This window comes from Streptomyces sp. GDS52 (genome assembly GCF_052246875.1).
Lineage (GTDB): Bacteria > Actinomycetota > Actinomycetes > Streptomycetales > Streptomycetaceae > Streptomyces > Streptomyces cathayae.
Window position 1 is genome coordinate 1922021 of sequence record NZ_CM125966.1, and the last position, 24654, is coordinate 1946674.

The 24654-nt window shown below is 69.7% G+C and carries 19 protein-coding genes and 1 pseudogene; 12 read left to right on the forward strand and 8 right to left on the reverse strand.

Going from position 1 to position 24654, the window contains the following annotated elements:
* Positions 1 to 254 precede the first annotated feature (254 nt).
* Complete coding sequence (locus ACTWJ9_RS08565) at positions 255 to 4130, forward strand: DNRLRE domain-containing protein (RefSeq protein WP_443295534.1); 3876 nt, start codon at positions 255 to 257, stop codon at positions 4128 to 4130.
* On the forward strand, positions 4130 to 4615 hold the full coding sequence (locus ACTWJ9_RS08570; RefSeq protein WP_384200589.1) for a hypothetical protein: 486 nt from the start codon (positions 4130 to 4132) through the stop codon (positions 4613 to 4615). Before ACTWJ9_RS08565 ends, ACTWJ9_RS08570 begins: the two co-directional genes overlap by 1 nt.
* Before the next feature lie 357 nt (positions 4616 to 4972).
* Here the strand turns inward: ACTWJ9_RS08570 and ACTWJ9_RS08575 are convergent, their stop codons facing one another.
* The 6 genes from ACTWJ9_RS08575 to ACTWJ9_RS08600 are packed head-to-tail and all read right to left on the reverse strand — an operon-like array spanning position 4973 to position 12139.
* Positions 4973 to 6376, reverse strand: coding sequence for an NAD(P)/FAD-dependent oxidoreductase (locus ACTWJ9_RS08575; protein WP_387037364.1), 1404 nt, complete (start codon positions 6374 to 6376; stop codon positions 4973 to 4975).
* Between the two features lie 6 nt (positions 6377 to 6382).
* Positions 6383 to 7192 carry an ABC transporter permease gene (locus tag ACTWJ9_RS08580; protein ID WP_387037362.1) on the reverse strand — a complete coding sequence of 270 codons (810 nt, stop codon included), beginning with the start codon at positions 7190 to 7192 and terminating at the stop codon, positions 6383 to 6385.
* Positions 7193 to 8125, reverse strand: coding sequence for an ABC transporter permease (locus ACTWJ9_RS08585; protein WP_279333570.1), 933 nt, complete (start codon positions 8123 to 8125; stop codon positions 7193 to 7195).
* Complete coding sequence (locus ACTWJ9_RS08590) at positions 8125 to 9300, reverse strand: ABC transporter ATP-binding protein (protein ID WP_387037359.1); 1176 nt, start codon at positions 9298 to 9300, stop codon at positions 8125 to 8127. Before ACTWJ9_RS08590 ends, ACTWJ9_RS08585 begins: the two co-directional genes overlap by 1 nt.
* 5 nt (positions 9301 to 9305) lie before the next feature.
* The gene (locus ACTWJ9_RS08595) at positions 9306 to 10553 is read right to left on the reverse strand and encodes a polyamine ABC transporter substrate-binding protein (RefSeq protein WP_443295535.1); all 1248 of its coding nucleotides are present in this window, start codon (positions 10551 to 10553) and stop codon (positions 9306 to 9308) included.
* Positions 10554 to 10603: 50 nt separating this feature from the next.
* The gene (locus ACTWJ9_RS08600; RefSeq protein ID WP_443295536.1) at positions 10604 to 12139 is read right to left on the reverse strand and encodes a gamma-aminobutyraldehyde dehydrogenase; all 1536 of its coding nucleotides are present in this window, start codon (positions 12137 to 12139) and stop codon (positions 10604 to 10606) included.
* 223 nt (positions 12140 to 12362) lie between these two features.
* Between ACTWJ9_RS08600 and ACTWJ9_RS08605 the strand changes: the two genes are divergently transcribed.
* Positions 12363 to 12968, forward strand: coding sequence for an NADAR family protein (locus ACTWJ9_RS08605; protein ID WP_387037355.1), 606 nt, complete (start codon positions 12363 to 12365; stop codon positions 12966 to 12968).
* On the opposite strand, the gene ACTWJ9_RS08610 is transcribed toward ACTWJ9_RS08605, so the two are convergent.
* The gene (locus ACTWJ9_RS08610) at positions 12962 to 13870 is read right to left on the reverse strand and encodes a hypothetical protein (protein ID WP_443295537.1); all 909 of its coding nucleotides are present in this window, start codon (positions 13868 to 13870) and stop codon (positions 12962 to 12964) included. The two genes, ACTWJ9_RS08605 and ACTWJ9_RS08610, sit on opposite strands and share 7 nt — an antisense overlap.
* 152 nt (positions 13871 to 14022) lie before the next feature.
* On the opposite strand from ACTWJ9_RS08610, the gene ACTWJ9_RS08615 reads away from it, so the two are divergent.
* On the forward strand, positions 14023 to 15090 hold the full coding sequence (locus ACTWJ9_RS08615; RefSeq protein ID WP_443295538.1) for an adenosine deaminase: 1068 nt from the start codon (positions 14023 to 14025) through the stop codon (positions 15088 to 15090).
* A gap of 52 nt (positions 15091 to 15142) precedes the next feature.
* Positions 15143 to 15853, forward strand: a complete 711-nt coding sequence (locus ACTWJ9_RS08620; protein ID WP_443295539.1) for a glycerophosphodiester phosphodiesterase — start codon at positions 15143 to 15145, stop codon at positions 15851 to 15853.
* Between the two features lie 151 nt (positions 15854 to 16004).
* On the opposite strand, the gene ACTWJ9_RS08625 is transcribed toward ACTWJ9_RS08620, so the two are convergent.
* Positions 16005 to 17444 carry a gamma-aminobutyraldehyde dehydrogenase gene (locus tag ACTWJ9_RS08625; RefSeq protein ID WP_388705851.1) on the reverse strand — a complete coding sequence of 480 codons (1440 nt, stop codon included), beginning with the start codon at positions 17442 to 17444 and terminating at the stop codon, positions 16005 to 16007.
* A 181-nt stretch (positions 17445 to 17625) separates the two neighbouring features.
* Here ACTWJ9_RS08625 and ACTWJ9_RS08630 point away from each other — a divergent pair, with 181 nt between their 5' ends.
* The 7 genes and pseudogenes from ACTWJ9_RS08630 (at position 17626) to ACTWJ9_RS08660 (ending at position 24651) form a co-directional block, all read left to right on the forward strand.
* Positions 17626 to 18144, forward strand: coding sequence for an Lrp/AsnC family transcriptional regulator (locus ACTWJ9_RS08630; RefSeq protein WP_279333581.1), 519 nt, complete (start codon positions 17626 to 17628; stop codon positions 18142 to 18144).
* Positions 18141 to 19529, forward strand: coding sequence for an aspartate aminotransferase family protein (locus tag ACTWJ9_RS08635; protein ID WP_443295541.1), 1389 nt, complete (start codon positions 18141 to 18143; stop codon positions 19527 to 19529). The genes ACTWJ9_RS08630 and ACTWJ9_RS08635 overlap by 4 nt, the downstream gene beginning before the upstream one ends.
* A 239-nt stretch (positions 19530 to 19768) precedes the next feature.
* Positions 19769 to 20518 (forward strand): ABC transporter ATP-binding protein, encoded by a 750-nt coding sequence (locus tag ACTWJ9_RS08640; protein ID WP_279333583.1) that lies wholly within the window; start codon positions 19769 to 19771, stop codon positions 20516 to 20518.
* Entirely contained in the window at positions 20500 to 21915 is a 1416-nt protein-coding gene (locus ACTWJ9_RS08645) for a hypothetical protein (protein ID WP_443295542.1), read from the forward strand. The genes ACTWJ9_RS08640 and ACTWJ9_RS08645 overlap by 19 nt, the downstream gene beginning before the upstream one ends.
* Before the next feature lie 278 nt (positions 21916 to 22193).
* Complete coding sequence (locus ACTWJ9_RS08650; RefSeq protein WP_387037344.1) at positions 22194 to 23417, forward strand: RNA-guided endonuclease InsQ/TnpB family protein; 1224 nt, start codon at positions 22194 to 22196, stop codon at positions 23415 to 23417.
* A gap of 60 nt (positions 23418 to 23477) precedes the next feature.
* Positions 23478 to 23714 (forward strand): annotated as a pseudogene (locus ACTWJ9_RS08655) (VOC family protein); the annotation flags it as partial.
* A gap of 241 nt (positions 23715 to 23955) precedes the next feature.
* Positions 23956 to 24651: an LAETG motif-containing sortase-dependent surface protein gene (locus tag ACTWJ9_RS08660; RefSeq protein ID WP_387037342.1), complete on the forward strand. Its 696-nt coding sequence runs from the start codon at positions 23956 to 23958 to the stop codon at positions 24649 to 24651.
* The last annotated feature ends 3 nt before the right edge of the window (positions 24652 to 24654 follow it).

The following is a 24654-nucleotide window of genomic DNA, read 5'->3' on the forward strand; positions in this document are numbered from 1 at the left end:
GGTGAAGCCGCCACCACGGCCAGGAACTTCGCCGGCCAGCCGCGTCGCGCGCACGATGCCGCTCAGGACGTCCGCGGGCGCTGAAGCAGGCAGCGACAACGGCGGACGCGGCCAGGAAGGAGTTGTGACTTACACCTCACCGCATGTACGCGCGGAGGGAAAACTGTGAAGATCCTTATCCTTTTCCGTGAATGGAGGGATCCAGCATGAAGAAGAGACACAGACCCAGGTGTTCACGCATACTCGGGTTCAGCATGTACGCGCTGGCTGGCTGCTTAGCCATCGAGATCGGCGTCCCGGTGCTGCAGGCCGACACCTTCACCGCACGGCCTGTCTCGTCAGTGGCGGCGGAGTCCGACGGCGTCGAGACGGAGGTCGGTGCGGCGCGTATTCGCGCGGCTCTGCTTGGTCAGCGCGTAGAAGTCGCCGCGCTGCGTACGGAAAGTTCGACCGTCTACGTCAATCCTGACGGCTCGGTGACCGAAGAGTCGACCACCGGACCGACGAGAGTCAAGGACGAGAGCGGAAGATGGCGAGACGTTGACACGACGCTCGTTCGCCGTGATGGGGTTGTGCAGCCGAAGCAGGCCGCAGCGGACATCAGCTTCTCCGATGGTGGTTCGGGCACTCTCGCGGAAGTGAGCGAGGGCAGTCACACGCTCGGCATCGGCTGGGACGGCCATCTTCCCTGGCCGACGCTTGAGGGCAACACCGCGACCTACAGCGATGTTCAGCCCAACACCGATCTGGTGGTCTCCGCACTGCCGGAAGGCTTCTCGCATCTCCTCGTGCTGAAGGAACGGCCGAAGGAGCAGGTGGAGCTGAGGATACCCGTTGTCGCCGACGGCTTGACGCTCCGTAAGGCTTCTGATGAACGGCTGCTCTGGGAGAGCAAGGACGGCGGCGATGTGGCCACTGCACCCGTTCCCGTCATGTGGGGAGCTACTGAGCGCGCTGCGTCCGGTGAGCCGGCCGATGTCACCGATGTCGCCGTCGCGGTGGAAGGCAGCGGTGACGAGCAGACTCTGGTTCTCACGCCAGACAATTCGTTCCTGCAGGATCCTGGCGTGAGATACCCCGTGACTGTGGATCCGACCAACACGCTACTTGGCCCCGTCACGGACACCTGGGTCCAGGATGCCGCCTATCCGACGTCCCAGCGCGGCTCCACCGAACTGAAGGCGGGGACGTACGACGGGTCGGAGCGCGCCCGTTCCTACCTCAAGTTCGATGCGGCCCGATTCCGCGGCAAGCGCATCATCGACGCCAACCTGCGTCTCTTCTCCTATTGGTCGTCGTCTTGCTCGACAAACAATGCAGGGATCCAGGCCCGGCGGGTCACCAGCGACTGGGACCCCTCCGCCATCTCCTGGGCAAAACAGCCGAGTACGACCACTACAGCGGCTCCCGTCTCGAAGGCGGCAAAGGGCTACAACGCGAACTGCCCCGCCGGACAGGTCTCGTGGGACGTTGACGGCATCGTCCAGGCGTGGGCGGACGGTCAGCCCAACTACGGGGTACGTCTGGCGGCTGTGGACGAGAAAGACCCCCTCACCTGGCGGCGTTACCGATCGGCCAACTACGTTGACGGGTCGCACGACTCCGCGACCGAGCCATCACTGATCGTTACGTATAACTCCGCGCCGACGATTCCCGCGGAGCTGGGGGTCAGCCCCCTCAAGGCCGGCACCCCACTTGCGGTTCGGTCGCTCACACCCACCCTCCAGGCCAAGGTCGGTGACAGTGACGCCGAGTCCGCGTTGACGACCGAATTCCAGATTCAGCCCGATCCTGGATTCGCTGATACCACGTACACCTGGACCGGGAAGACCGCGGAGTTCACGCCGGGCACCGTGGCCACGCTGCAGGTTCCCACCGCCTCGGCACTGCCGGACGGCACCCACCTTCGGGTCCGGGCACGCACCAGTGACGGGATCGACACCTCCAACTGGTCCGGCTGGACGGCGTTCCAGGTCGACGCGAGCGCTGTGCTGTCCGCAGACTTGCCCACCCAGCTCCAGGCTGGAGCAACCGACACCACCTCTCCCCTGGTCACGGGCGTCGTCACATCGCCCAACGGGGGCATGGTCGAGGCTCAGTTCCGGCTCGGCAACGCCAGTGGGACCCAGACCCTGGGCAGCCAGTTCGTGCCCAACGGCGAGCGCGCCGGTTTCAAGATTCCTGCCGACCGGCTCAATTCCGGAGGGCCGTTCAACTGGTCGATGAGGGCCTGCTACGAGGGCAAGTGCTCCGCATGGACCGAGAAGACCGCGATAGCCGCAGGGTCCGGTACGGAAGTCGTCGAGACGCCCGCCAGTACGTCGGTGAGCGTTCCGCTCACCAAGGCCACCGTCTGCACCGGCACGACCGCCTGCGTCGGCGAAACCGGCACGGCGCTGAAGGTGGGCAGTGTCTCCGGCAAGAACTGGCGCACCTACCTCAAGGCCGATCTGTCGAGGATTCCCGCCGGAGCACGAGTGACCCGTGCCACACTGCAGTTGCAGTCGAGCGCGGTGACGCCCGACCTGGCCGTACATGCCCTCAACGACGCATGGGCCACCACGGGGACCGGAAGTGACTTGGACAAGGTCACGGCTCCGGGTGTCAACCTGGACGCGGCGACCCCCTGGACGATCGACGTCACCGGCCTCGTCACCGGCTGGACCGACGGCGCCAACATCAATCACGGTCTGGCGCTGCGAAGGGCGGATACGGCGCCGAGCACGGCGGGCATCAGTTTCACCTCGGCCACATTTACGGTCGAGTACGGGCCGGCCACACCGCCGTCACCGCCCAGAGGGCTCCATGCGCGGGCGGGGGACGGGGGAGCCCTGGTCCTGTGGGACGCCAGCGCGGACAGCGGTTACAACGACACGGACCTCACCTACGAGGTGACCGCACTCGATGCCGCCGGCGCTGTGGCGGCCAAGCGCACCACGCACGGTACGGACATGGTGATCACCGGCCTTGCCAACGACGCTCCCTACACCTTCAAGGTGAGCGCCTCGAGCCCGTACGGCACCAGCACTGCGGTCACCAGCGATGCAGTCAGGCCGCTGCGCGCTCCCTTGAGTGCCGCCACCTACACAGCGACCGTCAACGAGTACATCGAAGCCACCGCCGCTTTGAACACCGGCGCGCACAACAGTGCAAGCGCCGCGATCAACGGTCGGCCCAACGCTGCGAAGTACTCCTGGTTGTTGAAGGCGGAGGAATTCTGGCTGATCGATACGCGTGACGCCCTGAAAGCGGACAGCCTCACCTATACGTCCATCACGTCCACTCTGTCGGACGTGCTGGCGATGCCTTCCGCTGACGGTTCGGTGACCGTCCGTACCACGGTGAATGAAAAGAGAACGCTCGCCGACACGCCCGAGGAACCGGAGACCAGCGAGACAACCACCCTCTACTTCTTCTCCGGGGAGGATTCGCCCGTACTGCGGAGCAGGGTGAACGCCGCGCAGCACGAACAGCGGATATCAAAGGGCGACGACGCCTACGGTTCCGTGACGCACAGCAGTGTGGAGAGCGACATCTCTCCCACGGCATCCACACGGCAAGTCCCCCATACCCTCAGTGCACTTGCTGCGGACGAAGCCCAGTACGCGCCGTACGCCACCGTGAATGACAGTGGTACAGCGAAATGGGCCAGGGCTCACTGGAACGACCGGCACGAGTACAGCCAGGACTGCACCAACTACGTTTCCAAGGCGCTGTACCACGGCGGCGGAATGCGCATGAAGGGAAAAAACAAGGACAAGAAGAGTGTGAACAACTGGTGGCGCATCAAGCACTCCTCGCCGCCGCACTCGGGTGGGGGTTTCTACTACACCAACTCTCACACGTGGACCGTCGCTGACAAGATGGAGACGTTCCTGTCCAAGCACAGCTACGGCATCGTGAACACCGAATCCAAGCAGAAGGAGGCCAAGGTCGGCGACGTGGTCTTCTTCAACTGGGGTGGCAGGGGAGGCTGGGACCACGCAGGCGTCATCACCAAGATGGCGAAAGGAAAGGCCTACGTGAGCGCGCACAACAACAACCGTCTGAACCAGCGCCTCGACACCTACATCCGAAGCCAGAGGGGCACGTGGGCGAACATTCATCGTGTCAGGCCGGAGTGGTACTGATGTCCAAGACCTCGGGAGCCAAGTGGCTCATGGCGGCAATCGTCATCCTGTGTCTGGGCGGAGGCGTCCTCACATGGTGGCTGCTTCGTGAACCGGCGCCCTACGCCTTGCGGGACACCCCCGAGGTGAAGGTGACGGTCCGCGCCGCGGAATCCACCTACCCCGAGGGCAAGGAGGTCGCTCGCGAGGTCGAACTGGTCCTCGAGGTGTACGTCCAACGCCTCCGGGGTGGTGACGCTGCGGACCTGGCCGGGATCGGTGCCCCGTGGTACACCGGCCGGGAGAAGGCCGCACAACGCCTGATCGCCGAGTTCGGCACACACGCCGACAAGCCGGTCGAAGCAGTCGTGGCCGACCCCGTCGCACCGGGCCTGGCCACTGTGGAACTCCGCTTCAGTGACGGCCGGCAGCAGATGCTCGACCTCACCCGCGACGACGATGTGTGGTGGCTGAGCATGGGGAACGGTGATCCGGTGAAGCCGTAGGCACCGGTACCCCTTGATGGATCGCGACCGCCGTCCAGAAGCCTTGTGCTTGTGGACGGCGGTTCGCTTGTGCGGCTTCGCAGACCGTTGTCCGCTTCGCGATCACGTAGGTCCGAGGAGGGTGAGCGGTCGGCGGACGTCGCGGGCGTTGTGCCGAAGGGCGGAAGCGATGCTGGTCTTGCCGACCGGGCGGAGGGCGCCCAAGCGCTGGCGGTCGCCCCTACGTGACCGTCCCCAAGCCAGCCGTAACCGGTACGAGTTGGTCGAAGCACGGGCATGAGAAGACCTCCCTCTCTTGTGGACACGCGGGGCGCGTCGCGAGGGAGGGAGCTCTCTCAGGAGGTCTCCCCTCCGGCCTCAGCTGTCGAAGCCCAGGCCCAGGCGGTCCAGGGTGCGCAGCCACAGGTTGCGGTGGCCGGCGTTCGCGTCGGCGCGGGCCAGGGACCACTGGGTGAGGGCGATGCCGGTCCAGGCGAACGGCTCGGGTGGGAAGGGCAGGGGCTTCTTGCGGACCATCTCCAGTTCGGTCCGTTCCGTGCGCTCCCCCGCCAGCAGGTCCAGCATCACCTCGGCGCCGAAGCGGGTCGCGCCGACGCCGAGCCCCGTGTAGCCCGCCGTGTAGGCGACCTTGCCCCGGTGGGCGGTACCGAAGAAGGCCGAGAAGCGGGAACAGGTGTCGATGGCGCCGCCCCAGGCGTGGGTGAAGCGGACGCCCTCCAGTTGCGGGAAGCAGGTGAAGAAGTGGTCCGCGAGCTTCGCATGGGTCTGCGGGCGGTGGTCGTACTCGGCGCGCACCCGGCCGCCGTACGGGTAGACCGTGTCGTAGCCGCCCCACAGGATGCGATGGTCGGCGGTCAGCCGGAAGTAGTGGAACCGGTTGGCGGTGTCCGCGAGCCCCTGCCGGTTCCGCCAGCCGACGGACGCCAGCCGGTCGGCGGTGAGCGGCTCGGTCATCAGGGCGTAGTCGTAGACCGGGACGGTGTACGCGCGGGCCCGTCGGACCAGGCTGGGGAAGACGTTGGTGCCGAGCGCCGCGGTCCGGGCGCGGATCTGCCCGTGGGGGGTGCGTGCGGCCACTCCGGCGCCGTCCGTGCGCAGGCCGAGGGCGGGGGTGTGCTCGTACACGCGGACGCCGAGGCCGAGGCAGGCCCGTTTCAGCCCCCAGGCGAGTTTCGCCGGATGGAGCATGGCCACGCCCCGGCGGTCCCACAGGCCGGCCCGGAAGGTGGGCGAGTCGACCTGGGCGCGGACCGCGTCGGCGTCCAGGAACTCCACGCCGTCGCGGAGCCCCCGGCGGTCCATCTCCTGGTACCAGTCCCGCAGTTCCCGTTCCTGGTGGGGCTCGGTGGCGACGTCGATCTCGCCGGTGCGTTCGAAGTCGCAGTCGATGGCGTGGCGGGCGACCGTCTCCTCGATGGCGTCGAGGTTGCGGGCACCCAGCTGCTCCAGCCGGTGGATCTCGTCGGGCCAGCGGGCCAGGCCGTTGGCCAGGCCGTGGGTGAGCGAGGCGTCGCAGAATCCGCCGTTGCGGCCCGAGGCGGCCCAGCCCACCTCCCGCCCCTCGACCAGGACGACGTCCCGGCCGGGATCCCGCTCCTTGGCGATCAGCGCCGTCCACAGTCCGCTGTAGCCGCCGCCCACGACCAGCAGGTCGCAGGTCTCGGCGCCGGTGAGGGCGGGCTCGGGCCGCGGCCTGCCGGGGTCGTCCAGCCAGTACGCGAGGGGCCGGGCCTCGGCGAGGGATGCCGTCCGACGGCTCATGGTGACCTACGCCTTCTGCCGGTCGCGGCGCTTGCTGTGCTGGGTGAAGGCCATGGAGACCAGTACCAGCAGCACGGCGACGACGAACATGGCCGTACCGATGACATTGATCTGCACGGGGGTTCCGCGCTGGGCGGAGCCCCAGACGAACATCGGGAAGGTGACGGTGGAGCCCGCGTTGAAGTTGGTGATGATGAAGTCGTCGAAGGAGAGCGCGAAGGCGAGCAGCGCGCCCGCCGCGATGCCGGGGGCGGCGATCGGCAGGGTGACCCGCCAGAACGTCTGGAACGGGCCGGCGTACAGGTCCTGGGCGGCCTGCTCGAGGCGCGGGTCCATGGACATCACCCGGGCCTTGACGGCGACCACGACGAAGCTGAGGCAGAACATGATGTGGGCGATCAGGATCGTCCAGAAGCCCAGCTGGGCGCCCATGTTGAGGAACAGGGTCAGCAGGGAGGCCGCCATCACCACCTCGGGCATCGCCATCGGCAGGAAGATCAGCGAGTTGACGGCGCCGCGGGCGCGGAACCGGTAGCGGACCAGCGCGAACGCGATCAGCGTGCCGAGCAGGGTGGCGCCGAGGGTCGCCCACAGGGCGATCTGGAGGCTGAGCGCCAGGGACCCGCACAGGCCGGCGACCCCGCACGGGTCCCGCCAGGCGTCCGTGGAGAACTCCTGCCACTGGTAGTTGAAGCGGCCCTTCGGGTTGTTGAAGGAGAACACGGTGACGACGACGTTCGGCAGCAGGAGGTACGCGAGCGTCAGCAGTCCCGCGATGACGACGAGACGGCTCTTGAGCCAGTTGACGAAGGGCATTTACACCAGATCCTCCGTGCCGGACCTACGGATGTAGAGCGTGACCATGACGAGGATCGCGGCCATCAGGATGAACGAGAGCGCGGCGGCCGTCGGGTAGTCGAGGACGCGCAGGAACTGCATCTGGATCACGTTGCCGACCATGCGGGTGTCGGTGGAGCCGAGCAGGTCCGCGTTGATGTAGTCGCCGGTGGCCGGGATGAAGGTCAGCAGCGTGCCGGAGACGACGCCCGGCATCGACAGCGGGAAGGTGACCCTGCGGAAGGTGGTCGAGGGCCTGGCGTACAGGTCGTTCGCCGCCTCGTGCAGCCGCGGGTCGATGCGCTCCAGCGAGGTGTAGAGCGGCAGGATCATGAACGGCAGGAAGTTGTACGTCAGACCGCAGACGACGGCGAGCGGTGTGGCCAGCACCCGGTCGCCCGCCGTCCAGCCGAGCCAGGCGGTGACGTCCAGGACGTGCAGGGTGTTCAGGGCGTCGACCACCGGGCCGCCGTCGGCGAGGATCGTCTTCCAGGCGAGGGTGCGGATCAGGAAACTGGTGAAGAACGGCGCGATCACCAGGATCATGATCAGGTTCCGCCAGCGTCCCGCGCGGAAGGCGATCAGATACGCCAGTGGATAGCCGAGCAGCAGGCACAGCACGGTCGCGGAGGCCGCGTAGAGCACCGAGCGGACGAACTGCGGCCAGTACGTGGACAGTGCGTCCCCGTAGACGGCGAAGTTCCAGGTGACCCGGTAGCCCTCCTCCAGGGACCCCGTCTGGACGGAGGTGGAGGCCTGGTAGATCACCGGCAGCGCGAAGAAGACGACCAGCCACAGCAGGCCGGGCAGCAGGAGCAGGTACGGCGTCCAGCGACCCCGCCTGCGCGGCGGTCTCTTCTCCTTCTTCTCCGGGGCGGGCGCCAGGGGCGGCGCCTCGGTGGCCGTGGCCATCAGGCGACCTCACCCTCGACGGGCTCAGCGGGCTCGACGGTCTCGACGCCCGCGTCCGCATCCTGCGCGGCGTCCAGACCGAAGGTGTGCGCCGGGTTCCAGTGCAGGACGACCTCCGCGCCGGGCACCAGGCGGTCGTCGCGGTCGATGTTCTGGACGTAGACCTCGAACGCGGTGCAGACCGGGCTGTCGACGACGAACTGCGTGGAGACACCGATGAAGCTGGAGTCGGCGATCCGGCCGGTGATCCGGTTGCGCCCCTCGGGGATCCGTCCGGTGTCGTCCGCGTGGGCGAGGGAGATCTTCTCCGGGCGCACCCCCAGCAGCACCTTGCCGCCGGTCGTGGTGGGGCCGCTGCTGCGCGCCGAGGGCAGGACTAGTGTGCCGCCGCCCGCCTTCAGCACGAAGTCGTCGCCGGACCTGGAGTCGACGTCGGCCTCGATGAAGTTGGACGTGCCCAGGAAGTTGGCGACGAAGGTGGTGCGCGGGTTCTCGTACAGGTCGGTGGGCGGGCCGAGTTGCTCGACCCGGCCGGCGTTCATCACGGCGACCGTGTCGGCCATGGTCATGGCCTCCTCCTGGTCGTGCGTGACGTGCACGAAGGTGATGCCGACCTCGGTCTGGATGCGCTTGAGCTCCCGTTGCATCTGGCGGCGCAGTGTGAGGTCGAGGGCGCCGAGCGGCTCGTCGAGCAGCAGCACCCTGGGATGGTTGATCAGGGCGCGGGCCACCGCGACGCGCTGCTGCTGGCCGCCGGAGAGCTGGTGCGGCTTCTTGCGCGCCTGCTCGCCGAGCTGGACGAGCTCCAGCATCTCCTCGACCTGCTTCTTCACGCTCTTGATGCCGCGCCGGCGCAGGCCGAAGGCGACGTTCTCGAAGATGTCGAGGTGCGGGAAGAGGGCGTAGGACTGGAAGACGGTGTTCACCGGCCGCTTGTACGGCGGGAGCGCGGTGACGTCCTGGTCGCCGAGGTGGACGGTGCCCGCGGTGGGTTCCTCCAGGCCGGCGATCATCCGCAGGGTGGTGGTCTTGCCGCAGCCGGACGCGCCGAGCAGGGCGAAGAAGGAGCCCTGGGGCACGGTCAGGTCGAGGGGGTGTACGGCGGTGAAGTTCCCGTAGGTTTTGCCGATCTGCTTCAGTCGGACGTCGCCGTTGGTCTGTGTCGTCGTCTTCATCGTCGTCACGCCCCTGTGAGTTTCGCGAACTTCGCTTCGTAGGCCGCCTCTTCCTTGTCGCTCAGGGCTCGGAAGGAGTGGGTTCGGGCCGCTACGTCCTTGGTCGGGATGATCAGCGGGTTCTCCGCCGCCGACTTGTCGATCTTGGCGAGTTCCTCCTGCGCGCCGTCGACGGGACTCACGAAGGCGACGTAGGCGGAGAGCCGGGCCGCCTGCGGCGGCTGGTAGTAGAAGTCGATCAGCCGCTCGGCGTTGGCCTTGTGGCGGGCCTTGTTGGGGATGAGCAGGTTGTCGGTGGCCGTCACGAAACCGGCGTCCGGGATGACGTACCCGATGTCGTCGCTGTCCGCCTGGAGCTGGACGATGTCACCGCCCCAGGCGACACAGGCGGCGATGTCGCCCTTGGTCAGGTCGGACGTGTAGTCGTTGCCGGTGAAGCGGCGGATCTGCCCCTTGTCGACGGCCTTCTGCAGGCGGTCGATCGCCGCGTCGTACTCGTCGTCGGTGACCTTGGCCGGGTCCTTGCCCATGTCGAGCAGGGTCATGCCGATGCTGTCGCGCATCTCGGACAGGAAGGAGACCCGGCCCTTGAGCTTGGGGTTGTCCAGCAGGTCGGAGACCGACTTCACCTCGATGCCGTCGAGCGCCTTCTTGTTGTAGGCGACGACGGCCGAGACACCCTGCCAGGGGTAGGAGTAGGCACGCCCCGGGTCCCAGTCCGGGCTGCGGAACTGCCCGGAGAGGTTGGCGAAGGCGTGCGGCAGGTTCGCCGGGTCCAGTTTCTGGACCCAGCCCAGGCGGATCATCCGCGCGGCCAGCCAGTCGGTGAGGACGATCAGGTCGCGGCCGGTGTCCTGCCCGGCGGCGAGCTGCGGTTTGATCTTGCCGAAGAACTCGGTGTTGTCGTTGACGTCCTCGGTGTACTCGACCTTGACGCCGGTCTGCCGGGTGAACGTGTCGAGCGTGGGACGCTGCTTGCCGTTCTCGTCGACATCGATGTAGACGGGCCAGTTGGAGAAGTTGACGGTCTTCTCCTCGGCCGAACGGTCCTCGGCGGAGGTGCCGCCCTGGGTCCGGCCGGCAGCGGGGATGCCACAGGCGCTCAGCGCCCCGAGTCCGCCGGCCGCGAGCGCGCCGCCGGCGGAGGCGCGCAACAGGGACCGGCGGGTCAGTGCCGCCCGGCCGTTGCGGAAGCTGCGCCGCATGGCGGCCGTCTGGGCCGGGGAGAGGCGGTCGGGCTCGTACTGCTCCATGCGCGTGGTGCCCTTTCGGGAGAGGGGCCGCGGGTCGGGCGGCCCGGCTGCTATCGGTCCCCGAAGATCGTGCGGTGCCAGTCCTTGCGGACCACCGCCGTGTTGTCGAACATGACGTGCTTGATCTGGGTGTACTCCTCGAACGAGTACGCGGACATGTCCTTGCCGAAGCCGGACGCCTTGGAGCCGCCGTGCGGCATCTCGCTGATGATCGGGATGTGGTCGTTGATCCACACGCAGCCCGCCTTGATCTCGCGGGTGGCACGGCCCGTCCGGTACACGTCGCGGCTCCACGCGGAGGCGGCGAGCCCGTACGGCGTGTCGTTGGCCAGGGCGATGCCCTCGTCATCGGTGTCGAAGGGCAGGACGACGAGCACCGGCCCGAAGATCTCGGACTGCACGACCTCGCTGTCCTGCGGCGCGTCGGCGATCAGGGTGGGGCGGTAGTACGCGCCGTGCTTCAGGTCCCCCTCCGGGGCCTCACCGCCGGTCACCACCCGCGCGCAGGCGCGTGCCCGGTCGACGAATCCGGCCACGCGGTCGCGGTGGGCGTGCGAGATCAGCGGGCCGAGATCGGTGCCGGGAGCGAAGGGGTCGCCGAGCCGCACGGTCTCCATCAGCGCGGCCGTGCGCTCGACGAACGCCTCGTAGAGGGGCCGTTGCACGTACGCGCGGGTGGCGGCCGTGCAGTCCTGGCCGGTGTTGATGAGCGCGCCCGCGACCGCACCGTTGACGGCGGCGTCGAGGTCGGCGTCGTCGAAGACGACGAAGGGGGCCTTGCCGCCGAGTTCGAGGTGGATGCGCTTGACGGTGGCGGTGGCGATCTCGGCGACCCGCCTGCCCACGGCGGTCGAGCCGGTGAAGGAGGTCATGGCGACGTCGGGATGACCGACGAGGTGTTGGCCCGCCTCCTTGCCGGTGCCGGTGACGATGTTGATCACGCCGTCCGGGATGCCCGCGTCGGTGGCGGCCCGCGCGAACAGGAGGGAGGTCAGCGGGGTGAGCTCGGCGGGCTTGAGGACGACGGTGTTGCCCGCCGCGATCGCCGGGAGGATCTTCCACGCGGCCATCTGGAGGGGGTAGTTCCAGGGCGCGACGGAGCCGACGACGCCGAGGGGCTCGCGGCGGACGTAGGAGGTGTGGTCGCCGGAGTACTCGCCGGCCGACTGGCCCTGCAGTTGCCGTGCGGCACCGGCGAAGAAGGCGATGTTGTCGACCGTCCCCGGGACGTCGAACTCACGGCTCAGCTTGAGCGGCTTGCCGCACTGCAGGGACTCGGCGCGGGCGAAGTCCTCGGCGCGCTCGGCGACGACGGCTGCGAACCGGTGCAGGGCGTCGGAGCGCTCCCCGGGGGTGGCGCCGGCCCACGCCGGGAACGCCTCGCGCGCCGCGGCGACGGCCGCGTCCACGTCGTCGGTGCCGGCGAGCGCGTAGGTGTGGACCTCCTGCCCGGTGGCGGGGTCGACGACCGTGTGCGTACGGCCCGAGGTGCCCTTCGCCGGGCGTCCCGCGATGAACTGCGCCCCGTCCGCGAACCGGTCCTGGGCCGGGAATCGTTCCGGGGTGGCGTTGCCCGGGTTGTGCATGTCGCTCTCCTCCGTCTCCCCGAGGGGGCGGCGTGGCTCCAGCTCGATTTGAGTGCCGATCCTGACAGAGCAATGGGACTCCAACAAGTGATTCCGTTGTTGCCTTTTGGTTACGCGACGGAATCTGTCGACCGGGCGTCGAGGGGCGGCGGAAAAGACAGGACGGGGTGTCAGTGATGCGTGCCAGACTCGCGCGGGCAGGAAGGGTTCACGGGGGGTGGCGATGAACGGGACGGCGGGAACCATCGGTTCCAGGGAGACTCTGGTCGAGGCGCTGCGGGCCGACCGGCGGGTCAAGTACCTGTACTTCTGGGGGCACCGGCCGCTGCCCGACGGCCGGATCGGGGCGAGCTGCCTGAGCCAGTGGTGGCCGTCGCCGTTCACGGTGGACGGGGCGCGGTACGCGACCGCCGAGCACTGGATGATGGCGGCCAAGGCCCGGCTGTTCGCGGACCCGGAGGCCGAGCGGCGGGTGCTGGCCGCGGGCCATCCCTCTCAGGCGAAGGAGGCGGGGCGGCTGGTGCGGGGCTTCGACGAGGAGACATGGCGACGGGAGCGGTTCCGTGTCGTCGTCGAGGGCAGCGTGCACAAGTTCGCGGCCCACGCCGACCTGCGCGCCTTTCTGCTGGGCACAGGCGAGAGGGTGCTGGTCGAGGCGAGTCCGGTGGACCGGGTGTGGGGCATCGGGCTCGCGGCCACCGACGAGCGGGCGACGGACCCCGAGCAGTGGCGCGGCCCGAACCTCCTGGGCTTCGCCCTGATGCGGGCCCGCACCCGCCTCCGGGAGGGGTCCGGGCCGGGGCTCCGAAGCGGTGTCCGGGGTCAGTAGGAGGACGTGAACAGGACGAGCGCGCCGAAGCCGGTACCCAGGAGGATGCCGACCGCGCCGCAGATGAGGCCGGCCAGGGCGTGTCCCGGGTTCGTGGCCTCGCCGCGGGACGCCTTGCCCCGGCCCAGCGCGCTGAAGATCACGGCCATGACGCCGAGCCCGATGGCCAGCGGCCAGAAGCAGAAGAGCACGGCCGAGATGATGCCGAGCACGAGTCCGGTGATGCCCATGCCGTTGCTCGGCAGGGGCGCCATGCCGGTCCAGCCGTGGTAGCCCGGGTCGGGGGCGCCGTAACCGGGGGTGCCGTAACCGGATGGCTGCGGGGCCGGGTGGCTGTAGCCGCTCTGGGGGCCGCCCGGGTAGCCGTACGGAACCTGGCCGGGGCCGTCGGGGGCGATGGGCGGCGGCGGGAGCGGGTCGGCGGCCGGGGGCGCGAAGGGGTTGGGGACCGCCGCGCCGGGGCCGACGGGCGGTACCGGCGCCTGGGGGGTGCCGGGGCCGGCCCAGGGCCGGGCGGGCGGCACCGGGGTGGCGGTGGGGTCGCCCTGCGCGGGGAAGGACGTCATCGTCTGCTGCTCGTGCACGGAGGAGGCGCCGGGGGGCGAGCCGGCGGCCGGCGCACCGGCCGGGCCCGCTCCGGAGACGGGCGGGTCGAACTCCGGGAGCGCCCACGGGTCGACGGCTCCGGTGGAGTCCGGCGGGCCGGGTGCGACCTGTCCGCCCAGGTCGATCTGCGTCATCGGGGGCGCCACGTCCCGCGGCGGGGCCTGGGGCGGCTGCGCCCGAGCGGCCCCGCTGTCGGCCGGTGCCGCCCACACGTCGTCATGGTCGTGCGGGTTGTGGGGCGGTGTGCCGCCCGCCGTGCTCCCCGGCGCCTCCGGCACCTGCGCGTCGTCGGACATGCGCTGGACCCCCTCCGTCGAACGTCCCGCCATGTTACGACCCCGGCGCCCCGTCGGACGCATCCGTCCTACGATGATCCCCGATCCACCGATCAGCCGATCACCCGCGTTCCGCCGCACACCGGCCGAGGACGCCGCTTGGGGGAGGAACCATGACCGACCACCTCGTCACGGCCACCGCAGCACCGGGCCGTGATCCGCGTGCCTTCATCGCCGGACTGCCCAAGGCCGAACTGCACGTGCACCACGTCGGCTCCGCCTCCCCCCGCATCGTCTCGGAGCTGGCCGCCCGCCACCCCGACTCCAAGGTCCCCTCCGACCCCGAGGCGCTCGCCGACTACTTCACCTTCACGGACTTCGCGCACTTCATCGACGTGTACCTGTCCGTCGTCGATCTGGTCCGCACGCCCGAGGACGTCCGGCTGCTCACCTTCGAGGTGGCCCGCGAACTGGCCCGGCAGCAGGTGCGGTACGCCGAGCTGACCATCACCCCGTTCTCGTCGACCCGCCGCGGGATCGACGAGCGTGCCTTCATGGACGCGATCGAGGACGCCCGCAAGGCGGCCGAGTCCGAGTTCGGGACGGTGCTGCGCTGGTGCTTCGACATCCCCGGCGAGGCGGGTCTGGAGTCCGCCGAGGAGACGGTGCGGCTCGCCACCGACGACCGGCTGCGCCCGGAGGGCCTGGTCTCCTTCGGCCTGGGCGGTCCCGAGATCGGGGTGCCCCGGCCGCAGTTCAAACCGTACTTCGACCGTGCCATCGCCGCGGGCCTGCGCTCGGTGCCGCACGCCGGTGAGACCACCGGTCCGGAAACGGTGTGGCACGCCCTGCGCGACCTGCGCGCCGAGCGGATCGGGCACGGCACCAGCGCCGCCCGGGACCCCGAGTTGCTCGCGCATCTCGCCGAGCGGCGCATCGCGCTGGAGGTGTGCCCCACCTCCAACATCGCCACCCGCGCGGTCACCACCCTCGACGAGCACCCCATCAAGGAGTTCGTCCGGGCCGGTGTCCTGGTGACCGTCAACTCCGACGACCCGCCGATGTTCGGCACCGACCTCAACCACGAGTACCTGATCGCCGCGCGACTGCTGGACCTCGACGAACGGGGCCTGGCCGAGCTGGCGAAGAACGCGGTGGAGGCGTCCTTCCTGGACCGGCCCGCCAAGGCCCGGCTGGCCACCGAGATCGACACCTACACCACGTCCTGGCTCGCCCGCTGACCGCCCGGCGAACCGGCCACCCCGTGACGAACCGACTGTACGAAGGGCCGCCATGCACCACGTGACCGCCGTGGCCCACCGCGGCGACCCCTACCGCGTCCGCGAGAACACGCTCGCCTCGCTGCGTTCCGCGCTGCACCGGGGCGCGGACGCGGTCGAGTTCGACGTACGCCTCACCCGGGACGGCCTGCCGGTCCTGCTGCACGACGAGACGCTGAAGCGGCTCTGGGAGCACGACCGCCCGTTGCGGTCGCTGTCCTGGGAGGAGGTGCGCGGCCTGACCGACGGCGGCGTGCCGCCCCTGTCGGACGCGCTGTCGGCGACCGAGGGCAGCAGGGTCCTGCTGGACCTGCCGGGCGCCCCGCACCCGCGGGCGGTGCGCCGGATCGTGGACGTCGTGCGGGAGCACGGGGCCCGGGACCGCGTGTACTACTGCGCGGGCGCCGCCACCATGCTCGCCGTGCGCGCGGCGGACCCGTCCGCCGAGATCGCCCTCACCCTCACGACGCTGGCCCCGCCGCGCGCCGGCCTCCTGGAGGCGATCCGCCCGCGCTGGCTGAACTACCGCTTCAGCCTGGTCGACCGGGCCCTGGCCGACCGCGTCCACCGCGACGGCTACCTGCTGTCCGTGTGGACCCCGGACACCCGCCGTTCCATGCGCCGCCTGCTGGCGCTGGGCACCGACTCGATCACGACCAACCGCATCGACATCCTGCACACCCTGCGCGCCGGGCCACCCACGGCCATGAACACCCAGCCGTGACAGTTCCCGCGCCCCTGAAAGGGGCGCGGGGAAGTGTCGATATGCGACTCCGTCGCGTGGTCGCGACCAGCCACGAACGACCCGCAGCCTCCGTCCGACGGAACCCGAACGGTGCCCAGGAGCCATTTCCTTCGGCTCCCCCAGCGGAGCGCTAAGCGTCCAGCGACGTCATCACGTGCTTGATCCGCGTGTAGTCCTCGAAGCCGTACCCCGACAGGTCCTTGCCGTAGCCCGACTTCTTGAAGCCGCCGTGCGGCATCTCCGCGACCAGCGGGATGTGGGTGTTGATCCACACGCAGCCGAAGTCGAGCTTCTTGGACATGCGCATCGCGCGGGAGTGGTCCTTGGTCCACACCGAGGAGGCCAGCGCGTACTCGACGCCGTTGGCGTACTCGACGGCCTGGTCCTCGTCGGTGAAGGTCTGGACGGTGATGACCGGGCCGAAGACCTCCTTCTGGATGATCTCGTCGTCCTGCCTCAGGCCCGAGACGACGGTCGGCGCGTAGAAGAAGCCCTGGTCGCCGACGCGCTTGCCGCCGGCCTCCACGCGCGCGTGCGCGGGCAGTCGCTCGATGAAGCCCTCGACCTGCTGGAGCTGGTGGGGGTTGTTGAGCGGGCCGAACAGCACGTCCTCGTCGTCCGGCAGGCCGGTCTTGGTGTCGGCGGCGGCCTGGGCGAGCGCGGAGACGAACTCGTCGTGGATCGACTCGTGGACGAGGACGCGGGTGGCGGCCGTGCAGTCCTGGCCGGCGTTGAAGAAGCCCGCGACGGAGATGTCCTCGACGGCCTTGGCGATGTCGGTGTCCTCGAAGACCACCACCGGAGCCTTGCCGCCCAACTCCAGGTGGACGCGCTTGAGGTCCTTGGACGCGGCCTCGGCGACCTGCATGCCGGCGCGCACCGAACCGGTGATGGACGCCATCGCCGGGGTCTCGTGCTCGACCATCATGCGGCCGGTGTCGCGGTCGCCGCAGATGACGTTGAAGACGCCCTTGGGCAGGACCGAGCCGAGGATCTCGGCGAGCAGGACGGTGGAGGCCGGCGTGGTGTCGGACGGCTTCAGGACGACCGTGTTGCCCGCCGCAATCGCCGGGGCGAACTTCCACACGGCCATCATCATCGGGTAGTTCCAGGGGGCGACCTGGGCGCAGACGCCGACCGGTTCGCGGCGCACGATGGAGGTCAGGCCCTCCATGTACTCGCCGGCCGAGCGCCCCTCCAGCATCCGCGCCGCACCCGCGAAGAAGCGGATCTGGTCGACCATCGGCGGGATCTCCTCGGTGCGGGTCAGCCCGATGGGCTTGCCCGTGTTCTCCACCTCGGCCGCGATCAGTTCCTCGGCGCGCTCCTCGAAGGCGTCCGCGACCTTCAGCAGGGCCTTCTGCCGCTCGGCCGGCGTGGTGTCGCGCCAGCCGGGGAAGGCCTCGGCGGCGGCCGCCATCGCGGCGTCCACATCCGCCTGTCCGGACAGCGGCGCGGTCGCGTACGCCTCACCGGTCACGGGGTTGACCACCTCGGTGGTCCGTCCGTCGGCGGCGTCGCGGAACTCACCGCCGATGTAGTTGCGCAGACGACGCAGCTCGGTACTCACTGCAGGCCCTCCTGGTGTTCCTCGCGGGTGTCCGAGGTGTCCAACCTCTGAGACACCCACCCTAGACGGGCCGCTGCTGTTTTCAACACCCCCACCCGCCTCATGCCTGCGAAATCCGCACACTGAAACCTTCGAGACAACGGATTTCATCGAATATGCCTTGCTAAACAGTCGAGACGTCGTGCACAGTGACCGTGTGGCCAGTCGAAGCGCAGAACCGAGGGACTCCCGCGAGTCCAAGCACGGCGGCGGTCCCCACCTGGACGCCGTCTCCCTCGCCATCATCGAGCAGCTCCAGGAGGACGGCCGCCGGCCCTACGCCGCGATCGGCAAGGCCGTCGGCTTGTCTGAGGCGGCCGTGCGCCAGCGCGTCCAGAAACTGCTCGACCAGGGTGTGATGCAGATCGTCGCCGTCACGGACCCGCTCACCGTGGGCTTCCGCCGGCAGGCGATGGTCGGCGTCAACGTCGAGGGGGACGTGGAGTCCGTCGCCGACGCGCTGAGCGCCATGGACGAGTGCGAGTACGTGGTGATGACCGCGGGCTCCTTCGACCTCATGGTCGAGATCGTCTGCGAGGACGACGACCACCTTCTGGAAGTCATCAACCGACGCATCAGGGCCGTGCCCGGGGTGCGCTCCACCGAGAGTTTCGTCTACCTCAAGCTCAAGAAGCAGACCTACATGTGGGGAACCCGATGATCGTGAGCACCGACAGCTCCAAGGAACCCAGCGACCTCAGCAGGTCCGCGTACGACCACCTGTGGATGCACTTCACCCGCATGTCCTCGTACGAGAACTCCCCCGTCCCCACCATCGTCCGCGGCGAGGGCACCCACATCTACGACGACAAGGGCAAGCGGTACCTCGACGGTCTCGCCGGCCTGTTCGTGGTCCAGGCGGGACACGGCCGCGTCGAACTCGCCGAGGCTGCCTTCAAGCAGGCACAGGAACTGTCCTTCTTCCCCGTCTGGTCCTACGCCCACCCCAAGGCCGTGGAGCTGGCCGAGCGGCTCGCCGACGAGGCCCCGGGCGACCTGAACAAGGTCTTCTTCACCACGGGCGGCGGTGAGGCGGTGGAGACCGCCTGGAAGCTCGCCAAGCAGTACTTCAAGCTGATCGGCAAGCCGACCAAGTACAAGGTCATCTCCCGCGCGGTGGCCTACCACGGCACCCCGCAGGGCGCCCTGTCGATCACCGGACTGCCGGCTCTGAAGGCCCCGTTCGAGCCGCTGGTGCCGGGCGCGCACAAGGTGCCGAACACCAACATCTACCGGGCGCCGGTCCACGGCGACGACCCGGAGGCGTTCGGCCGCTGGGCCGCCGACCAGATCGAGCAGCAGATCCTCTTCGAGGGCCCGGACACGGTCGCCGCGGTCTTCCTGGAGCCGGTGCAGAACGCGGGCGGCTGCTTCCCGCCGCCGCCCGGCTACTTCCAGCGGGTCCGGGAGATCTGCGACCAGTACGACGTGCTCCTCGTCTCCGACGAGGTCATCTGCGCCTTCGGCCGTCTGGGCACGACGTTCGCCTGCGACAAGTTCGGCTACGTCCCGGACATGATCACCTGTGCCAAGGGCATGACCTCGGGCTACTCGCCCATCGGCGCGTGCATCGTCTCGGACCGCCTCGCCGAACCGTTCTACCGGGGCGACAACGTCTTCCTGCACGGCTACACCTTCGGCGGCCACCCCGTCTCGGCCGCGGTGGCCGTGGCCAACCTCGACCTGTTCGCGCGCGAGGGCCTCAACCAGCACGTCCTGGACAACGAGGGCGCCTTCCGCTCGACGCTGGAGAAGCTGTACGACCTGCCGATCGTCGGCGACGTCCGCGGCAACGGCTTCTTCTACGGCATCGAACTGGTCAAGGACAAGCACACCAAGGAGACCTTCGACGACGAGGAGACCGAGCGCGTCCTGTACGGCTTCCTGTCCAAGAAGCTGTACGAGAACGGCCTGTACTGCCGTGCCGACGACCGCGGCGACCCGGTCGTCCAGCTCGCCCCGCCGCTGATCTCCGACCAGGGGACCTTCGACGAGATCGAGCAGATCCTGCGCGCCACGCTGTCGGAGGCATGGACGAAGCTGTGACCCACCGCTGCGATCCGCCGCTGTGATCCACCGCTGTGATCTTCGGCTGGAATGATCAATTACGGCCCCGGTGCCGCCCGTTCGAGTGAGAAACGGCGCTCCGGGGCCGCGTGCTGTCCGGCCTCCCGCCGCGTCCTGCCTAGCGTGCCCAGTGACCGATCGGCCTTGCCTTCGTTCCCCCGCATGGGGGGTCTCACAGATCTCGCACGGCATTCCTGATCCGAACCGAGGTGTACGCCATGGTGGCCCCACCGGACAACGACGTGCTCTGGGCACGCGCCCTGCACTTCCGGCACAAGGACGGTTCCCCCGGGCTGAGCGGGGTCTCGCTCGGCGTCAGGGAGGGCGAGATCCTCGCCGTCGGGGGCCCGCGCGGCAGTGGAAAAACGACCCTGCTGCGGTGTCTCTCCGGACTGGTGCCCGTGCGCGGCGGCGAGGTCTGGTTCAACAGCACGCCCGTGCACACGATGACCCCCGCCGCTCGCGAGCGGCTGCGCCGGGAGCGCTTCGGCTGGATCGATCCGGAACCGGTGCTCGTCCCCGAGCTGAACGTCTGGGAGAACACCGCTCTCCCCCTGATGCTGCGCGGCACCGCCCGGCGCCGGGCCAAGTCGACGGCCATGGAGTGGCTGAAGCGCCTCGACATCGGCGACCAGGCCCGCAAGCACCCCGCGGACCTGGTGCACGCGGAGCGCCAGCGGGTCTGCATCGCCCGCGCCCTCGCCCCGGCCCCCACGGTGCTGTTCGCCGACGAGCCGACCGCGCCGCTGCACCGCATCGACCGCCGGCACGTCCTGCGCACGCTCACCACGGCGGCCCGTTCGCACGGCATCACGGTGCTCCTCGCGACCGCCGACTCGGACATCGCGGCCCTCGCCGACCGCACCGTCTCGCTGCTCGACGGGCGTCAGGTGCGCACCGTACATCTGCCCCCGGTCTCCGAGACCGTCGAGACGAAGGGCCGGGCCACGTGCTCGCTCTCCGTCTGACCCGAGGCGCCCGTCCCGCCGTGTGGCTGCGCCGCCTTCTGGTCGCCGCCGCCTCCGCGGGCACGGGCTTTCTGTTCCTGTGCACTCTCGGCCACGCGCTCGGCCACCCGGACACGCCGTCGGTCTCACTGCTCCGGCTGGCCTGGTGCGCGGCCCCGCTGGCGGCCACGGTGTACCTCGCCGTCGCGGTGGCCCGGACCGACCCGGCGACCAGACCCCGGCCCGGGCTCTCGGCGATCGGCCTCGGCCCCGTCCGGCTGATGGCCGTCTCCGCGACGACCACGGCCCTGGCCTGCACCCTGGGGTCGCTGGTCGCCCTCCTCGTCTTCCTCCAACTGCGCGGCGACCTCACCTCGATGCCCTTCACCGGGGCCGGGTCCGCCACCGAGTTCCTGGCCACGGGCAGGCCCCTGCCGCTCCCGGCGGCCCTGACGCTGCTGGCGCTGCTGCCGGTGAACGCGTCGGCGGCGGTGGCCTGGGCGCTGCGGCCACGCGAGCAGGCCGCGGACGCGTCCCCCGCGGGGCGGGCCGCGGACGCGTCCCCCGCGGGGCGGGCGTACGGCCGCTTCGGTGCGTACCGGAGCACCGCGGAGCGGGAGACGTTCGGGGCGTACGGACGCTTCGGCAGGCACCTGGCGACGGCGTCCCACGGCCGGGGGCCGGGACCGGAGGCCGCCCCGGAGGAGACGCGGGCGCCGGCACACGGGCCGGACGGTGCGGGCGACGGCCCCGCGCCGGCCGCCGGGGAGTCGGCCGCCGGGGAACCGGCTACTGGGGAACCGGCCGGCGCCCGCTCAGCACCGTCCGGTCTGCCCTGGGGCATCGCCGCGCTGGCCGCGGGACTGGCCGCGGGACTGGCCGTGGAGACCTACGCGAGCGGTGGCGGTAGCGGTGTCGCCGCCTCCCCCGGGGACCGGCCCGGGGCCCTGGCCGCACTGGCGCTGACCGTCGTCGGCCTCACCCTGATCGGCCCCGGTCTCACCCATCTGTGCGGCCGTCTGCTGCAGTCGGTCCGCCCGGGTGCCCTGCGGCTGCTGGCCGGCCGGGTCCTCATGACGGAGGCCACCCGGATCGGCCGTCCGCTGGGTGTGGTCTGCGCCGTGCTGTCGGCCGTGTACGCCATGGGCCGGCACTCCTACGCCGACGGCCTGTCGGCAGGGCCGCTCACCCTGCTCGGGGTGCTGGTGGTGACGGGGTGCACCGTGGCGACCCTGCTGACGGCCGCCGTCGAGGCCAAGCACGCGCACGCCGCCACCACGGCCGCGCTGCTGCGCCTGGGCGCTCCCGCCTCGACCCCGCGCCGGGCCGCGATGCTCAGGGCCGGCGCGCTCCTCGCCCTGTTCGGGCCGCTGACCGTGACCGCGGCCGGGCTGTCGGCGCTTCCCCTGTCCGTCTGAGAGGCGGGAGAACCCGAAGGGGATCTCCCGCCGGGCGATGAGTTCCGGGCCGGCCCCCGGTCCACCCGTCGAACGCCACAGAACCCGGCACCACTCGGCTACCGGGTTTCGTTCGCAGTGCTCCGGCCTTCAGGCCGGGGGTGAAGCGAATCGTGTGACTGCGGCGCGGAGCGTCGCGGTGGCGTTCCGGCGGAGCCGGACAGTGCGGCCACCGAGGGTGAGGCGGGGAACGGATGTTCCCGGCGACATCCGGTGTGGATCGTTCGTACGCTCCTCGCATGCAGCTTCGGTACGCCTTCAGGTTGTACCCGCAGCCCGGTCAGCGCGCCGCGTTGGCGAAGGCGTTCGGGTGCGCCCGCGTCGTGTTCAACGACGTGGTGCGTGCCCGTGAGGACGCCCGCACGGCGGGCGGGATGTTCCCGACGATCGGCGAGCTGTCCCGGAAGCTGATCACCGAGGCCAAGCGGACAGCCGGGCGGTCCTGGCTGGGCGAGGTCTCCGCGGTGGTGCTGCAGCAGTCCCTGCGGGACGCCGAGAGCGCGTACCGCAACTTCTTCGCCTCCCTCAACGGCACCCGCAAGGGACCGAGGCTGGGCCCGCCCCGCTTCAAGTCCCGCAGGGACGCCCGGCAGTCGATCCGGTTCACCGCCAACGCCCGCTGGAACATCACCGACAGCGGCCGGCTGCACCTGCCGAAGATCGGCGCGGTGAAGGTGAAGTGGTCCCGCACGCTGCCCACCACCCCCACCTCCGTCACCGTCATCAAGGACGCGGCCGGACGGTACTTCGCCTCCTTCGTCATCGACACCGACCCCGCCGCCGACACGGCCCGGATGCCTCAGACCGACCGCACCATCGGCATCGATCTCGGCCTGACCCACTTCGCCGTCCTGTCCGACGGCACGAAGATCGACTCCCCGCGCTTCCTTCGGCGCGCGGAGAAGAAGCTGAAGAAGGCCCAGCGGGAGCTGTCCCGCAAGCAGAGGGGAAGCAAGAACCGCGCCAAGGCCCGCCTCAAGGTCGCCCGCGCCCACGCCAGGGTCGCCGACGCGCGCCGCGAGTTCCACCACCGGCTCTCCACGAAACTGATCTCCGAGAACCAAGGGATCGCCGTGGAGGACCTGCCGGTGGCGGGACTGGCCCGCACCAGGCTGGCCAAGTCGGTGCACGACGCCGGATGGTCATCGTTCATCAGCATGCTGGAGTACAAAGCAGAACGGTACGGCCGGACCCTGGTCAAGATCGGCCGGTTCGAGCCGACCTCCCAGACCTGCTCCACCTGCGGCGTCAAGGACGGACCCAAACCCCTGAACGTGCGGGAATGGACCTGTCGCGCCTGCGGCACGCTCCACGACCGGGACCACAATGCAGCGATCAACGTCAAGACGGCCGCCGGACTGGCGGTATCGGCCTGCGGAGCGCCGGTAAGACCAGGAGCAATCCCGGCACGGCGCGAAGAAACAGGAAGCCACGGAAGCCCGCCCGACGCCCGTGCCGCGTAGCGGCACAGCACCGAGCGAGCAGGCCAGAATCTCCCTCCTTCAGGACGGAGAGCAAGTCAAGCGGAGTTCACGAAGAAGGAGATCGCCGACTCCGTGAGGACCAGTGAGGTGCTGCTGGCCCTGAGTGCCGAGAGCCGCGAGAAGGTCGACGAACTGGTCGAGAAGGCCGTCGCGGCGGGCGGCTCGGTCAGCGGCGAGACCCAGGACCAGGGCTTCATGTACGGCCGCGCCTTCGACGACCTGGACGGCCACACCTGGGAGATCGTCTGGACGGATTCGTCCTCCGTGGAGGGCTGAGGCGGCTTCAGGGACGTTGAAACGCCCGGGTGGGCAATAAATGGGCAAAGCCCTGCCCTGCCGTCGGCATATGCGTTGACACTACTTATGCGCCGCTTATAGACCTGGGATCCTCACAGGAGGGCTGATGTTCCGTCAGCCCTCCCTCAACCCCCCGCACTTGAGTATCCCGTAAAGGACAAACGTGCCAGTTCTGTCCGTATCACGCCGTACGGCCTCGCACCGTACCGTCGCACGCACCGTGCGCGCTCTCGGCATCGCCTCCGCGTCGGCCGCGCTCACCGTCGGTCTCGCAGGCAGCGCGGCCGCCTGCGAGATCAAGGATTTCTCGGCCGAGGCCAAGTGCGTCGGTGACAACGGTGTCATCACCGTCACCGATGTGGACCCGGCCGGTGTTCCCGCCACCGTCACCGTGTTCCTGGAGAACAACGGCGCCGACGAGAGGAAGGTCGGCGAGCAGGTGGTCAGGGGCTCCCGCAAGGGCGTCACCATCACCTTCGAGGAGGACTGGAAGCCCGACGCCGAGTACCGCGTCCACGTCAAGGCCGCGCCCTACGTGGACGAGGACATCACGCCGAACCTGACCACCCCGGCCGCGGCCTGCCAGAAGGAAGAAGAAACCCCGGCTCCGGAGGAGCCCACCCCGTCGGCCTCCGCCCCGACCCCGACCCCGGCCGAGGACTCCGAGGACTCCGAGGAACCCGAGGAGCCCGGCGCGCCGAATCCGTCGGAGTCGGCGTCCGAGTCCGAGGGCGCCGCCCCGGCGGACACCTCGGACAACGCTCCGTCGCCCGCCGTCGGTGACTCGAACCTCGCCGAGACCGGCGCGGACTCCCACACCGCTCTGATCGCCGGTGTCGCGGTGGCCCTGGTCGCCGTCGGCGGCGGTGCGGTCTTCCTCGGCATGCGCCGTCGCGGGACGGGCAAGGACAGCTGACGC